We start from the raw sequence: 14248 nt of genomic DNA, 5'->3' as shown, positions 1-14248 counted from the left end.
TACTAACACAAACAGCGGCACCGCTCGGACTATGGACAATCCAAACTGCCCGTAAGTTGCCTAGCTCTAGTCACTTGAAAGGACCGGTTCTATCCGGTCCTTTTCATAGGAATACACGAGCCCGGCTTTGAAACTCCGGCAGCCTGAGCCGAGGGAAAAGCTACGGCTCGCCTGCGGCGATAACGTCACTTACGCTTCACTCTTTGTACGATCGTTGGCCGCCTGCGCAATACGCGCGGCGCGTAGTCGCGCGGTTTTCTCCTCGCGCCTGCGCCGTTCTTCTTCGGCGGCTTCAACAGCGATTTTGTTGGTGTGTTCGAACGCCTCGATACGCTGCTGGACGGTTGGCGTTCTCCTGATTCTACTTACCATGATGCTCACATTCCACGCTTGGACATAGCTCCTACGACCCGGCGCAAAGAGACGGAGCGGCGAAGGTCGCAAAGCTTGGGCGATGGCCTCTAAATGAGGACTGAATTCCTATATTTCAAGGTGTCCAGGCGCATTGTCGTTCGGTGGGCTGAGACCTCCCGGCAAACCATATCTTGCCCCGCCGGCCCATCATATCCGGTGACTGGCCCGGCCCTCAATCAGCGCCTTCGCGGCTATCCAGAATATCGAGCCCGCGTTGGTATTTGCTGGCGTCGCGACCGATCTGCTCGCACTGCCACCGATTATCTTCAAGATCGGCGCGCTTGACCGGTCTCGCCAATGGGTTGGAAATCGCTCGCCGGACAAAATCCTCGTAGTCCTCATCCGGCCGCCGGGTCAGGGCGTCGACGGCGGAGAGGATTGCGCCGGGAAGGCCATCCTGCTTGAGGCGGTCAAGTGTCCAGCCGCGACCCTTCTCGACAACATCATGAAGGTAAGCGACGGTCTTTTCGTCGTCTCCGCTTACGGTCTCCGCTACACGGCGGGTATGGTCGAAAAACGGATTGCCGATTTTGTCGCTCTGCCCGTCGTGCGCTTCGGCGGCGATCGCAATAGCCTGGTCAAGATGGCGCATTTTGGCCGTTGCCCTTTCCGCGCTTCATCGGCGTTTTTCGCGGCTCCTTGGCGTTGGTGGCCGTGTCCGAACGCTGCTTGGATGCCGTGCTTGCCGGGCGGGTGGCGCCGCTCGCGCGAGCGCTCTTTGCTCGTCCGCCAGATTTGCTCGCTTGCTTCTCAGCCTTTTCCGTTGTGCGTTCGATCTCTTCGAACGCCTTTATCCAGTGGGACAAATCCTTTCCGTGCGGGCGCCCCTCCTGCTCCCAGATCTCGTAAGCGCGTCGACGTATCTGTGCCTCTCGATTGTCACCCATAGTTTCCTCCTGCCGCTCTCGTCTGATCGAGGTAGCGTGATTTGGCCGGAAGAAAAGCCGCAGCCCGTAGATTTTATTGTGCCGGTGCCGCAGCTGTTTGCGGCGCCAATCTCAGTAGGTAAGGATGAAGTCGGGACGACTGCGGGGAGAACCTTCTATGAAGACTTCGCCCGCGTTCGGCGTCGTCGTCGCTTTAAAACCGGCGGCTGACCTGCCTCGGCGCTCGGCGGTGCGCTGTCGTCGATGGCTGCCGTTGTCTCGTTTTCTGCTATTTCTGGAAGCGCCGACCCCAAAAGCCCTCCCGTTGCACGCTGGGTGCGATCTTTGAGCGAGGCGAGGTATCGCTCCCGTGCCTCCGGCATTGTCAGTTCGCCATTGATCCAGGATTGGATCAAGGCGGCAAAGGCCGGGTCAGGATCGATTTCAAGCCCCAGTCTCCGGGCACGTTCAAAGGCTTTCGCTGCAGCCGCCCGGCGCCTTTCAATAGTCATGCGGAACTCCGCTTCTCATCGAAGCGAAGATGCCATGATCCGGCGCAGCTGCATATATGCAGTGTTGCGAATTTAAGAAAAACCAGATGAACTTCGTCGAACCTAGGGGACCTGAGCATCGCGTCGCAATCGTCGCAGATCATCAGCATCCGGGCGTCGGCCAAACCCGCTGCCGTGGCTTCGGCCATTTGTCGCGTTCATATCGGTAGGGCCTGTTTTGCCTGCTCAAGGGACGGGGCGTGAACGATCCGGCAGCGCGCCTCGATAAGGTTATATGCGCCGAAAGCGGCCAAACCGAGCGCAACAAGCGTGTAGAGGACTGCTCCGAAAGGCAGCTTGCGGATCCATGCCAGCGCATCGCGCATGCTACCCGCCTGCCCAGGGTCAACGGCGGAGGCTGCATAGACGAGCAAGCCGCCGATGATGATAAAGATCAGGCCGCGTGCCGCAAGCCCGTAGACTGAGATCAGCGTCGCGGCGCTCTTTATGTTCCCATCGAGCCGAAGATACCTTCTGAAGCGTCGAGTCAGCCCTTTGAAAATCGTTACGCCGCCGCCTATGACGATCACGAGGCCTGCCACACCGACGAGATACCGCCCGAAAGGCTGTGCCATGAGCCATGCTGTCCAGCTTGCGCCTCCAGAGCCCTCGCCCACCCCAAGCCCCAATGAGTGACTGGCGGCATAGGCTGTCAGACCGAGGTAGGTCAGCCCGCTTGCGAACAACGCGGCGCGGATGACGTAGCCCTTTGCCGAGTGCTCGTGATTGTCGGCATTAGCGACCGATTGCGCGAGACGCCAGAAGACGAAACCGAGCAGGCCGACCGCAATCAACCCCAACCACACCTTGCCGAGCGGCTGGCTGAGCACGACTTGGAGAGCTGATTTCGAATCCGGTGCGCCGCCGCCAAAACTTGATAGCAGCGCCAGTCCCGCGATCAGTAAAAACACAATCCCACGCGCCGCGTAGCCGCAGCGTGCCAGCCATTCGAGTTTCGATCTGGTATCCATAACGTCTTCCCCTTGAAGCCAATGATGAAACGTGACGGCTTCAAGGCAGTTCCTTCCCGCACATGCGGGAATGCATCGTGATACTTGCTGCATCCTTGCCCTGCGTGCGCGTTGGATCTGGGCTGCCACCGTCGGCGCAGACAAGCCGGTCCATCATAAGTTTGACGGGTGAGGAAGGCTGATACCAGTTTACTGGCGTGACGATCATGATGCCGCGCGCCGCGACCCAGAAAAGATGGGAAACTTGGCACAACGGAACAGAGCCCTCGCTGGGAAGGTCCCCAGGGCAGCAGGCCATCAGGGTACTTGCCGGCGAAAGATGATGCTGAGAGGGCTAAAGATGCAACCGACGAAAACCTGAACGACCCGAAGGTAAAAAAGGTGTCAGACGCGATGAAGACGAAAGGGGTCGCTGAGCAGTCAAAGAGTGTGAGAGGCGATAGCGTGCTTGTTCGCCAAATAGCCGCCGGCCCCGTGAGGTCCGGCGGGCATCTGCTGTCTACTTGGATTTTTTGTCGCTTTGCTGTCCCGATTTTGACTGCTGCTCGCGAGAGCTAGCCTGCTTTCCGGATGTCGACGACTTTGAGCCTGAGGCGCTCTTGCTGCCGCCCGACTTGCCGCCGCTCTCGTGTGTGCCACTTTGTCCTGCCATTGAATGGTTCCTCCATAGACGAGACCGAACTAGCCTCGGTCTATGAACTTCGAAGTGCAAAACAGGTTCCAAAGTTACCTGCTAGAAAGCCGATTCCGCCCTAAGTTCTGCTAGCGCATTGCCCCGATGAGCCGCTTGAATTCCCGCTCCGGAGCGCCATAGGCGTCTCCGGCAAACGCCTCCAGACCGGCCCGGTCGCGGACTGTAACCAGCCCTCTTTCAGCGACGATGAAGCGGTAACCCTCCAGCATGTGGAGCGCTGTCGTAACGCTCGGGCGCCGGACATTAAGCATCTCCGCCAGAAAATCATGAGTAAGCAGAAGACGATCCCCCACCGTGCGGTCATGCACCATCAGTATCCATCGCGCGAGGCGCTCATCGATCCGATGCGTCGCGTTCGAAAGAGCTGTGTAGGCGGTTTGCACGAACAAAGCTTGCGCATAACGGCTCAAAAGCTTGCGCATGGAATGGCTCTGTTTAAGAGCCTCGAACAGGTCATCATTTCTGATCCTGTGGCCATATCCTGCGATTTGCATGAATACCTTGAAGGGTGCCTGGTTATCCTCAAAAAGACTATTGGGCGGTGACATTCCCTCGGCGCCGAAAATCCCGACTTCGGCGGTTTGCCCCGAAGGAGACATACTGATGATCGAGCCGATGCCCGCTTCCAGAAAGAAGGTGTATTCTTGAGGTTGGTTGGGCTCGGAAAGGGTGAAAAGGCGTGGCAGATCGACGGGCTCCAGCTTTGCCAGCAACGGTTCGCGGTCCTTCATCTCGAGAAGACTGAGGATCTTGTTGAACATCGCCTTCCCCTCCCTGAGACTGAACAGTAAAACAACTCCCTCCCGCAGGATTGAACTGCAAGAAAACCGGAAAGTTCCGTCTTCGCCGACCTGTCGATGGTGCCGAAGGTTCGACAGTCCTTTCTGAGGCAGGGCCATTCCCAAAAACAACTGCGCGAGCCGCCCGATATAAACTGGAGTAAGTCTTATCGCTCCAGCTACAGATTCCGTGTTACTATAGTTTCTCTCACTATTATAAAGAACGCGCGATGCGTTAAAAGCATTTTTTCCGATCGATCTCTGTGCAAAAATCGAAAACCGGGTAAAGATGCGTCGCATCTCCTTGTCCAAATATTTCTAGGATTAAGAGCGGACGATGAAAATCGGCGTGTTGATTCCGGAGTTTCCCGCGCAGACACATATCTTCTTCCGGCGCGAACTCGACGCGCTGCGCGAATTTGGGATCGATACCGAAACCATCTCCACCCGCCTGCCGCCGGCGGCCCTCATGTCGCATAGCTGGGCGAAAGAGGCCGCGGAGTGTACGACATATCTCACACCGCGCGGCATTCCGGACATCGCATCGGCAATCGCCGCGCTTGTGGCAGCCGGACCCGTCAGGCTTGCCCGCGCCGCCGCTTCCATCGCGCGCGCGGATGGGCTCGGACTCATGGGCAAGGCCCGCCTGATGGCGCTCGCGGCCATGGGGGCGCGGCTCAAGCGCGGCGCACACGACCGCGGCATTTCGCACGTACATGTCCACTCCTGTGCCGACTCGGCGCACATCGCGATGTTCGCGCACCTCCTGGGCGGACCTTCGTACAGCATCACACTGCACGGCTCGCTTAGCGACTACGGCCCCAACCAGCGCGAAAAGTGGCGCCACGCTGCGTTTGCCGTGGTCATCACCGAACGCCTACTTGGGGAAGTTCGGCAAGAGCTCGCAGGTAGCCTGCCGCCTACCCTGGAGATCGCACCGATGGGCGTAGAAGCGGAACGATTCGTGCGCTCCGCCCCCTATCGTGCATTTTCGGGAGACAGTCCGTTGCGCGTGTTCTCATGCGGCCGGCTCAATCCGTGCAAGGGCCACAGCGATCTTATCCGCGCGATCGCCGAACTGCGCGCGCGCGGCTTCGACGCCCGTCTCGAGATCGCGGGCGAAGACGAGCGTGGAGGCGGCGGCTATCACCAGCCATGGCCGACGCCATCGAACGGATTGCACGGGACGTGAATTTGGCCTCAAAGCTTGCAAACTCGGCGAGAGCGCGCGTCGTCGGCAGCTTCGACAGCAAACGCAGCGCGTCCCTGATCGCGAAGTACGTTCACCGGCAGCCGTCCGCGAACACTGTTTAAGCCGCTGAATGCCGACATTTGCCGCGAGCCTTATGGCGCCCCATCCTCTGCCGGAGGTTCAGCGCGTCCTTTACTGCGGGAGCGCCCTTTCCATCAGCCGCGCCAGCCGCTCGGCAAAAGCGCGAGGATCGATCGGTTTATCGCCGTCCAGTACGCGTGCCTGGTCGAGCAGGAGAAAGGCCGCATCTTCGCGAAGAGATGAATCGATCGTGTTCGCCGCGAGAGCTTTGATCATTGGATGATCAGGATTGATTTCCAGAATCGGCTTCGCAGCGGACTGCAATCGGCCAGCGCCCTGGAGGATTTTCTCAAGCTGGCGGTCGTAACCCTGCTCGGAGGCGACCAGACAGACAGCACTTTCCGTCAAGCGATCCGATGCGCGAACATCGGAAATCTCCTGCCCCAGCTTATCCTTGGCAAAGGCGATGAAGCCCCTGATGTCGGACGGCGTTTCCTCGCTCGCAGCCGCTTGTCCATCGACCTTCTTGAATTGCGCGAGATCGGCAGAGCCTTGCGTAATCGACTTGAAGGCCTTCCCCTCGAACTCCGGCGCGTTCGTAACCCAAAAGCTGTCGACGGAATCCGTCAGGAGCAAAACTTCGATACCACGAGCCCTGAAGCCTTCGAGCTGAGGCGATGCCTTCAGCTGCTCAGGGCTGCTGCCCGTCAAATAATAGATAGCGGTCTGGCCTTCCTTGGCATTCTTCACATAATCCGCAAGCGACCGATAACCCTCGCCGGATGCGGTGGTGCGGAAGCGCGAGAGCGCCATCAGCTGCGCACGCCGTTCGTAATCCTCGTAGATGCCTTCCTTGATGACACTGCCAAAGGCTTCCCAGAGCTTGATGAACGCGTCGCCATCGCTTTCGGCAAGCTTTTCCATGGCGGTGATGACCCTGCTCGTCACGCCCTTTCGGATGGCCGACAGGATGGGGCTTTCCTGGATCATTTCGCGAGAGACGTTGAGCGGCAAATCGGCGCTATCGACCAAGCCGCGGACGAAGCGGAGATATCGTGGCAGAAGCTCGGCCTCATCGGTGATAAAGACGCGTTTGACGTAGAGCTTCATCCGGCCCTTGCGGTCGGGATCGAAGAGATCGAAGGGCGGGGAGCCGGGAACGAAAGCAAGTGCAGTATATTCGTGCCTGCCTTCGGCGCGAAAATGCACGTTAAGCGCTGGTTCATCGTATTGACCGGAGACGCCACGATAGAAGTCCGTATACTCCTCGGGCGTGATATCGGTTTTTGACTTTGCCCAGAGGGCTGTCCCGTCGGTCAGTTGCGCCGGCTCGTCACCCGGCTTCACGACGATGCTGATGGGCACCGGCACATGACCGGACTGCTCCTTGACGATGCGCTCGACGCTCCAGCGGGACGTATAGCTCTTGGCCTCCTCCATCAGATGCAGGGTGATGCGAGTCCCCCGCGCGGGAGCGTCAACCGCATCCACGGGAGCGATCCGATAATTCCCCTTGCCTTCGGAGGACCAGAGCCAGGCCTCATCTGCGCTAGCGCGACGGGAGACGACGTCGACGCGATCGGCCACCATGAAGCAGGAATAAAAACCCACGCCGAACTGCCCGATCAGCTGAGTCCCTTCGCCAGCCTTGTCAGCTTCGATGCGCTCCATGAAGGCGCGGGTCCCGGACCGAGCGATGGTGCCGAGTGCTTCGATCAGCTCGTCGCGGCTCATGCCGATGCCGTTGTCTTCGACAGTGAACTTACGGCCTTCCTCATCGAGCGAGATCGTAATCCTGCTGTCGGTATCGCCGGCAAGAAGTGCCGGATTTGCAATCGCCTCGTAACGCAGCTTCTCGCAGGCGTCGGCGGCGTTTGAGATCAGTTCGCGCAGAAAGACGTCCTTATCCGAATAGACGGAATGAACCATCATGTGCAGAAGGCGGGCGACGTCGGCCTCAAAGACGTGGCTCTCAGCTGGCTTTTCTGCGGTGGACGTCGTCATGTGTCATGGTCTCCTGGAGGTCTTAAATCGCCGGAAAAGTGGCAAACGGCGGCCCGAAATTCAAGACGGCCGTCCCGTCCTTCAACAATCGTGCCCTTCACGATCTTCTGCGGCGAGTGCGACCAGTGCAAGCCCAAGAATTATTCCGTTTGCGAGCGAACGCGCCCTCCCTTCGCTACGAGGCACAGAGATCTTCAGCGACCTAGACGGTGATGGTCGCGACAGACCGCTCCCTCTATCGAAGCATACGCAGATCGGCCAATCTCTCCTGCATCTCATCGACCAAACGGCGATAGCGGCTGCGGCGAGGTACGGCTGTTGCCCGACTGACAAGAAGGGCGACTGCCGTTGCGGCCGCGGCCGCTATCAGAAGCGCCAGTACGGGACGGAGTCTAACTGTGGCTTCAGTTTGCTGTGGAATTTCGGCCGCCCGGCTTCTCACCTTCTTTGCAACTTCGGCAACCTTAGCCTTCAAGCTGTCGATTTCCTTGCGAAGAGCGCCTATGTCCGCCTCCGAGTCGCTTTCAGGCTGCGGAGCGCTGACAACCTTCTTGTGCTTGTCGATGATCCGCGCTCCTATCGCAGCGGTCTCGCCGGTTTTCCCCTTGCGCACTGGCATGAACTGCTCTCCTTCCCAGATCTATCTGCTTCTGCGTTGGGACGCGATCAGGGCAACTGCAGCGGTGGCGATCCCGCTCAGCGAAGCGTGGCGAAGCATCCGGGCAACGATCGACGTCACCGCCATCGCGCCAAAGAGCTTCAGCCAAGGATATTGGCCTAGCTGCGCATGTGCACTGTCATCGATCCATTTGGCTTCTGCCCGGACGGCGTTGTGGGACGCTTGAGCCGCCGCACTGGCGTGCCGCCGCAAGTCTGCTACCCGCTGTCGCAGAAGCGCGACTTCCACCCTCAGATGCTTCCGCGATTGAGCAGCCGCACGACGAGCGGTCTCGAAGTCGTTTGCGCCCGTTTCCTCGACTCCGAAGACAGCCTCGCCGACTAGACCGGAGCTTGCTGCTTCCTCCGCCGACGAACGCTGCGTCCACGTTTCAGGTCCGTGTCCCATTTCGTTCTCCCCTTGCATTCCTGCAAGTGTCGCGGTTCTGTCGCAACACACTTCAATCCAAACCGCGATGCCGAAACCACTCACACGGACGAAATCACCCGGCATCGCGTTGGTTGAAACCCCTTTGAAAGATAGTTGTTCCCTGTCTCGGGAAGAGCGGAATGCGATGCAGGTTACGCCAAAACTGCCGTCGTCAGCCCGCTCTGATGCTGAATTCCGACGGCGCTTCGTCAATCGCGATCGGCTGCACCTCGACGTTGGACACTGCAGCGCCGCGGGGGCCTTTCCGAAACTCGCTCAGCATGGCGGAAACCGCAGGGGTCTCGCCCGCAATCAAGGCTTTGACGGAGCCATCAGCCTCGTTGCGAACCCAACCTGTCAATCCGAGACGCCGAGCCTGGTCGCGTGCCCAGAGGCGGAAGCCCACGCCCTGTACCCTGCCGGTTATTCGCACCAATGTTGCCTGGCGATCATCCGTCATAGCCCTCTCCCTCGGCTCATGTCCGCGTGAGTGCGGAAAGGTCGCTTCCGCCGTCCAAGCTTACGCTATTTTGGGCGGCGGATCAGCCGCCGATGAGCGCTGGCCGCGACGCACGGGCTGCCCTTCGTTGTCACTCCCCGAAGCAGTGCTCGTTGTTCAGCTCGAAGGCGGTCGAGAGCCGCGTGCCGGTTGAATTGCCGCATGGCCGCAATAGCTGTTGCTTGAGGAGGAATGTTCATGAACATCGTGACATCGGCGCTGCCATCTCGGATGAAGGCCGCGGTGCTTACGGGTGCTGGCCAGATGAGAGTCGATACCCTGCCGCTTCCCGAACCGGCCGCCGGCCAGGTGCGCGTCGCACTCGAAGGCTGCGGTGTCTGCGCTTCGAGCCTCACACCGTGGGCTGGGGCCGAATGGATGAAATTTCCGACAGAACCTGGCGGCCTGGGACACGAAGGCTGGGGGGTCATCGATGCCGTCGGGGCAGAGGTCGAAGATCTTTTCGTCGGGGATCGCGTTGCAGCGCTGAGCGATCACGCCTATGCGACCCACGACATCGCCGATAAGAATGCCGTCATACGACTGCCAGACCAACTGGCCGGCCAACCCTTTCCGGGAGAGCCGCTTGGCCGCTCGATGAACATCTTCAAACGCAGCCTGATCCGAACCGGCCACACCGTCGCGGTCGTCGGCATCGGCTTCCTCGGCGCACTGCTGATGCAGCTCGCAGTCTCGGCCGGAGCACGCGTGATCGCCATTTCCCCTCACCAGTTCTCGCTGGCACTGGCAAGACGCGCGGGTGCATCCGAAACCATCCCGATGCATGACCACTCCCGGATCATCGACGAGGTCAAGGCGCTCACCGATGGCCGCTTCTGCGACTGCGTTATCGAGGCCGACGGCAGGCAGTGGCCGCTCGATCTCGCCGGCGAACTTACGAAAGAACGCGGACAGCTCATTGTTACCGGCTATCATCAGGGCGATGCACAGCAGGATAACATGCGGCTTTGGAACCAGCGGGGATTCGATGTCATCAATGCCCATGAACGCGACCCTGCTGTTTGTGTGCAGGACGTTCGCGATGCCGTCGAAGCTGTTCAGGAAGGGCAGCTCGACCCCTCAAGCCTTTACACGCACCACTTTCCACTGGAGCGGCTCGACGAGGCGCTCGACATGACGCGTGACCGGCCTCACGGATTTCTCAAGGCATTGATGATGTACCTGTGAGTGAGGGTTTCAAAGCGCGAGAGGCCTAGTAGCCGTATTCCGGCCGTTGCAGATCAGGATCAAGCCGTCAGCTCTTCCACGCGCTTCAGGTTGAGAACCGCCTTGATGGGCAGGTGGTCGGAGGCAACGCGGGCGAGCGGCGTATCGTGCGCCTCGACCGCGGTGAGCACGCCTTTGCGGTTTGACATGATGCGGTCGAGCGCCAATACAGGCAGGCGTGCCGGAAAACTCGGAACGGCAGCGGGTTGCGAGTGGAAAGCGGATTGAAGCGTGTTCAGCGACGAGCGGTCGCCGAGCCGCCACTCGTTGAGGTCGCCGAGCAGAACCGTCGTCACCTCCGTGCGATCCGCCATCAGCTCGACCAGCATTTGCGCCTGTCGCGCGCGCGAATGGTGCAAAAGCCCAAAGTGCGCGGCAATGATGCGAAGCTCTCCGCCGTTCTCCAAAACCAGTTCCGCGACCAACGCGCCACGCGGCTCAAGGCCGGGCAGTTTGATCTGGTGCACGTCGCGCACCAAACCTCTCTTGAAAAGCACGACATTTCCGTGCCAGCCGTGCGCCTTTGACATGCCAGAAATCGGAACCGGAATAAGCCCTGTCTCGCGCTCAAGCCGCGCCAGGTCAAGGATGCCGGTGCGTTCGCCGAAACGTGTATCGGCCTCCTGGAGAGCGATCACGTCCGCGCCGATCTCGTGGATCACGCGGCTTGTCCTCTCAGGATCGCGGCGCCTGTCGGCGCCTACGCATTTATGGACGTTGTACGAGGCGATCAGTGTGCCCTCGGATCGAGGCTTTGCCTCTGCAAGCATGGCATCCAGCCGCTTTTTCCGGTTGCGGATCGACGTCAGAATGCTGGCGGGGAGATTGTCTTTTCGGGCATGCATCGGAGGTTGCGTGTGCTCCGTTGATCGAAAATGGCTAGGCCGGGGAGTATAGGCCGAACAGCGAAACTTGCCACGGTTTAGGCTGACAAAAAATCAGAGGTAAGGCGATCCCAGCCACAGAATCTTTTCGACAAGCCGCACCGGGAAAGGCCGCGCCCGCAGGCCTTTCAAGGTTACCGGCACCGCCGATTTAAGCATCTCGTCTATATGTTCGTCGATTTCCGTCGCAAAGCCTTCGTTCAGCACTTCGAGATCCACTTCAAAATTCAGCCGGAGCGAGCGAGGGTCGAGATTGGACGACCCGACATAGGCCCAGACGCCGTCAACCGTCAAAAGCTTCGAATGGTTGAAGCTGCCGGTAGCGCGCCAGATGCGGCAGTAATTCTTGAGGATCTGGTCGAATTGTGCCGTCATCGCCCGATCGACCAGCAGGAGATTGTTGACCGCCGGCACGACGATATCGACCTCGACGCCGCGTCTGGCGGCCGTCGTCAGCGCGCTGATCAGTTCGCGGTCCGGCAGGAAATAGGGCGACATGATGCGGATTGATTTCCGCGCAACGGAAAACGCGCCCATGAGCATCTTGTGGTTGGTTTCCAGGCTGCGGTCCGGTCCGGACGCCACGACGCGCATGAAGACGGGATCACCCGGCCGGCGTTCCGGCGTCTCGACTCGCCACGCCTCCTCGTTCAGAACCTCGCCTGTGGTAAACCGCCAGTCTTCAGCCGCGACGTCGAAGAGATCGGCAACCGCAGAACCCGTAACCGAGAAATGCGTGTCGTGCGCAAAATCGTCACCGACAAACGCCTGAGAGAAGCCTTCGCGGATATTCATGCCGCCCGTAAGCGCCAGGCGTCCATCGACGATCAGAATCTTGCGGTGGGTCCGGAGATTCGCATAGGGCAGCCGCAAGCCCATGATGACATTGCCATTGAAGACGGAAACCCTCACGCCGCCGTCGCCGAGATAGCCGAGAATGCTCGGCACGGAATATCGTGCACCGACCGCATCAATCAGCACGCGCACCTCCACTCCCCGTTTCACGGCCGTAATCAGCGCGTCGGCGATTTCGATGCCGACTTTGTCACGGTCGAAGATATAGGTCTCGAGCAGAATGCTGCGCTCGGCTGTGTCGATCGCAGCTTTCATCGCCGCGTAGGCATCGTCCCCGGTTTCCAGGACGTCGATCGTATTGCCAGTGGTCAGCGGATTGTTGGTGATACGATCGCCGAGCGTTTGCAAGGCCGCAAAGCGCCGCCCGTAGCCGCTGATGACTGTCTCCGGCTCGGCATCGAAACTCTCAAGCTCATCCAGGGTCTCTGAAGGTAGCAGAGCATCGCGGCGCAGGCTGAGCGATTTCCGCCGAATGCGGTTGATACCCGCGATGGCGTAGAGCACCGCTCCAACAATGGGAGACAGGATGATGACGCCGACCCAGCCGATGGCCGCGCGCACTTCCTCCTTCGTCATGGCGGCATGGATCGCCGCGGCGGCGCCCATAGCAAGCGATATGACGAATAGAATATGCGGCCAGTAGGTCGATATGAGATAAAACATTGGAAGAAGATATAACGGCAAAGCGGTGGCGTTCAAATCGCCACGGCTCGACTGAAACGCGAATTTTTTTGCATCGCTATTTTCAGCAGATCAGGATCCAGGTGCCGGCTTGTTTCTGCGCCGGAACAAACCTCTTCCAGATTGGTTCAGGCCAAAGACAAAAGGAGGAAGCCTGATGAATGTCGCGCCGAAGCTCGGGCCGGATTTCGCACTGGAGAACGCAGACGCCAAAGACCTCGGCGAGTTGAAGGCCCAGGCCGAGCACTGCACTCGCTGCGACCTCTACAAGTACGCGACCCAACTCGTCTTCGGCGAAGGTCCGGCCACAGCAGAGATCGTGCTGGTGGGCGAGCAGCCCGGTGACAAGGAAGACCTCGCCGGCAAGCCTTTCGTCGGGCCAGCAGGACTTCTACTCGACAGGTGCCTCGAGGAGGCGGGGGTCGATCGGTCCCGCTGTTACGTCACCAATGCCGTCAAGCACTTCAAGTTCGAGCAGCGCGGCAAGCGGCGCCTGCATTCCAAGCCCAATGCCGGGGAGATCCAGCGATGCGCCTGGTGGCTCGGCGCAGAACTCGAGATCCTGCAGCCAAAACTTGTCGTCGCGTTGGGCGCCACGGCGCTTTATTCGCTGCTCGGTCCCAAAGTGAAGCTCACCCCCGAGCGGGGGCATGTTCTTCGGCTGGCGAACCATCCACCGGTTCTTGTAACCATCCACCCGTCCTATCTCTTGCGTATCCGCCACGAGGACGATGCCCTCGCCAACCGGAAGAAATTCGTGCTCGATTTAGAGCAGGCTGCCGCATTTCAGAGCACCTGACTGCCTATTTATGTTGCAGCGCAAAAATATACCATGCAGCGTGTCAAACTCCTCTTGAATATCGCCCCTTCCTCTGGAACCATCGCAGCCAGTCTAGCGTTTGATTGCAGGATGGGACTGGAGATCAGCGATGACCGAAACTCGAGAAGAGTGGATTAAAAAGCGCGCATATTCCCTCTGGGAAGAAGAGGGACATCCTACCGGGCGCGATTCCATACATTGGGAAAAAGCAAGGAAAGAGCGTGAAACGCTCGAACGTTCTGCCGCGTCCAAGGATGGGTCAGAAGTCAAGAGCAAGGCAAAGCGCACTGCGACAACCGGCGCAAAGAACAGCGCGACAGCAGCCGCAAAGGCCAAAAGCGTTGCAACCAAGAGCGGCGAAAAGCCGGCTCCAAAACGGGCCGTCAGCCCTAAATCGGCCTGAACACATTCGATACTGAATTCTACCCGCGCGGACGCTGCGAAGGCGGCGTCCGAGAGAGTGTCATACATTTGAATTACTTGTACTTTATGGTCGTACAACAGATGGCTCAGGGGGGCTTGGTCAGCTGAATGAAGACGACGGCGTGGGACCTCCCGAAAAATATCGGTACATGGCGTCAAATCGTGGAACCAATTTTTGCCTCGGCGGTTGATGGCGGAAATGGGAGGCATGCCATGAACA

At 59.4% G+C, this 14248-nt stretch carries 16 protein-coding genes and 1 pseudogene; 4 read left to right on the top strand and 13 right to left on the bottom strand.

Annotation, left to right across the window (positions count from 1 at the left end; all coding sequences use genetic code 11):
* Positions 1–189 precede the first annotated feature (189 nt).
* The 7 genes and pseudogenes from HGP14_RS11800 to HGP14_RS11770 form a co-directional block, all read right to left on the bottom strand.
* Positions 190–372, bottom strand: coding sequence for a hypothetical protein (locus HGP14_RS11800; protein ID WP_168830300.1), 183 nt, complete (start codon positions 370–372; stop codon positions 190–192).
* A gap of 214 nt (positions 373–586) precedes the next feature.
* Positions 587–1006: a metal-dependent phosphohydrolase gene (locus HGP14_RS11795; RefSeq protein WP_168830017.1), complete on the bottom strand. Its 420-nt coding sequence runs from the start codon at positions 1004–1006 to the stop codon at positions 587–589.
* Positions 993–1301: a DUF2934 domain-containing protein gene (locus HGP14_RS11790; RefSeq protein ID WP_168830016.1), complete on the bottom strand. Its 309-nt coding sequence runs from the start codon at positions 1299–1301 to the stop codon at positions 993–995. Before HGP14_RS11790 ends, HGP14_RS11795 begins: the two co-directional genes overlap by 14 nt.
* A 155-nt stretch (positions 1302–1456) precedes the next feature.
* A complete protein-coding gene (locus HGP14_RS11785) occupies positions 1457–1792 on the bottom strand; it encodes a hypothetical protein (protein WP_168830015.1) in 336 nt (111 codons plus the stop codon).
* 197 nt (positions 1793–1989) lie between these two features.
* On the bottom strand, positions 1990–2802 hold the full coding sequence (locus tag HGP14_RS11780) for a DUF1206 domain-containing protein (RefSeq protein ID WP_168830014.1): 813 nt from the start codon (positions 2800–2802) through the stop codon (positions 1990–1992).
* An 88-nt stretch (positions 2803–2890) separates the two neighbouring features.
* Positions 2891–3031: pseudogene (locus tag HGP14_RS11775) on the bottom strand (NADPH-dependent FMN reductase); the annotation flags it as partial.
* Between the two features lie 533 nt (positions 3032–3564).
* Complete coding sequence (locus HGP14_RS11770) at positions 3565–4575, bottom strand: Crp/Fnr family transcriptional regulator (protein WP_246704426.1); 1011 nt, start codon at positions 4573–4575, stop codon at positions 3565–3567.
* A 37-nt stretch (positions 4576–4612) separates the two neighbouring features.
* Here HGP14_RS11770 and HGP14_RS11765 point away from each other — a divergent pair, with 37 nt between their 5' ends.
* Positions 4613–5467: a glycosyltransferase family 4 protein gene (locus HGP14_RS11765; protein WP_168830013.1), complete on the top strand. Its 855-nt coding sequence runs from the start codon at positions 4613–4615 to the stop codon at positions 5465–5467.
* 192 nt (positions 5468–5659) lie between these two features.
* Here the strand turns inward: HGP14_RS11765 and htpG are convergent, their stop codons facing one another.
* From htpG to HGP14_RS11740, 4 genes are all read right to left on the bottom strand, one after another.
* A complete protein-coding gene (gene htpG / locus HGP14_RS11760) occupies positions 5660–7552 on the bottom strand; it encodes a molecular chaperone HtpG (protein WP_168830012.1) in 1893 nt (630 codons plus the stop codon).
* Positions 7553–7787: 235 nt separating this feature from the next.
* Positions 7788–8171 (bottom strand): hypothetical protein, encoded by a 384-nt coding sequence (locus HGP14_RS11750; RefSeq protein ID WP_168830011.1) that lies wholly within the window; start codon positions 8169–8171, stop codon positions 7788–7790.
* 21 nt (positions 8172–8192) lie between these two features.
* Positions 8193–8618, bottom strand: coding sequence for a hypothetical protein (locus HGP14_RS11745; RefSeq protein ID WP_168830010.1), 426 nt, complete (start codon positions 8616–8618; stop codon positions 8193–8195).
* 193 nt (positions 8619–8811) lie between these two features.
* The gene (locus tag HGP14_RS11740) at positions 8812–9099 is read right to left on the bottom strand and encodes an acylphosphatase (RefSeq protein ID WP_168830009.1); all 288 of its coding nucleotides are present in this window, start codon (positions 9097–9099) and stop codon (positions 8812–8814) included.
* A gap of 237 nt (positions 9100–9336) precedes the next feature.
* Here HGP14_RS11740 and HGP14_RS11735 point away from each other — a divergent pair, with 237 nt between their 5' ends.
* Positions 9337–10326, top strand: a complete 990-nt coding sequence (locus tag HGP14_RS11735) for an MDR/zinc-dependent alcohol dehydrogenase-like family protein (RefSeq protein WP_246704425.1) — start codon at positions 9337–9339, stop codon at positions 10324–10326.
* A gap of 59 nt (positions 10327–10385) precedes the next feature.
* Here HGP14_RS11735 and HGP14_RS11730 read toward each other — a convergent pair whose 3' ends face one another.
* Complete coding sequence (locus HGP14_RS11730) at positions 10386–11210, bottom strand: endonuclease/exonuclease/phosphatase family protein (protein ID WP_168830008.1); 825 nt, start codon at positions 11208–11210, stop codon at positions 10386–10388.
* 93 nt (positions 11211–11303) lie between these two features.
* Entirely contained in the window at positions 11304–12767 is a 1464-nt protein-coding gene (locus HGP14_RS11725; protein ID WP_168830007.1) for a phosphatidylserine/phosphatidylglycerophosphate/cardiolipin synthase family protein, read from the bottom strand.
* Between the two features lie 175 nt (positions 12768–12942).
* On the opposite strand from HGP14_RS11725, the gene HGP14_RS11720 reads away from it, so the two are divergent.
* Together HGP14_RS11720 and HGP14_RS11715 are read left to right on the top strand one after the other, a co-directional pair.
* Complete coding sequence (locus tag HGP14_RS11720) at positions 12943–13584, top strand: UdgX family uracil-DNA binding protein (protein ID WP_168830006.1); 642 nt, start codon at positions 12943–12945, stop codon at positions 13582–13584.
* Between the two features lie 130 nt (positions 13585–13714).
* Positions 13715–14008, top strand: a complete 294-nt coding sequence (locus tag HGP14_RS11715; RefSeq protein WP_168830005.1) for a DUF2934 domain-containing protein — start codon at positions 13715–13717, stop codon at positions 14006–14008.
* Positions 14009–14248: the final 240 nt, after the last annotated feature.

The sequence above is a fragment of the Rhizobium sp. P32RR-XVIII genome, from assembly GCF_012641395.1.
Lineage (GTDB): Bacteria > Pseudomonadota > Alphaproteobacteria > Rhizobiales > Rhizobiaceae > Rhizobium.
The sequence above is the reverse complement of the archived record's forward strand: the minus strand, read 5'-3'. Positions and strand labels throughout refer to the sequence as shown.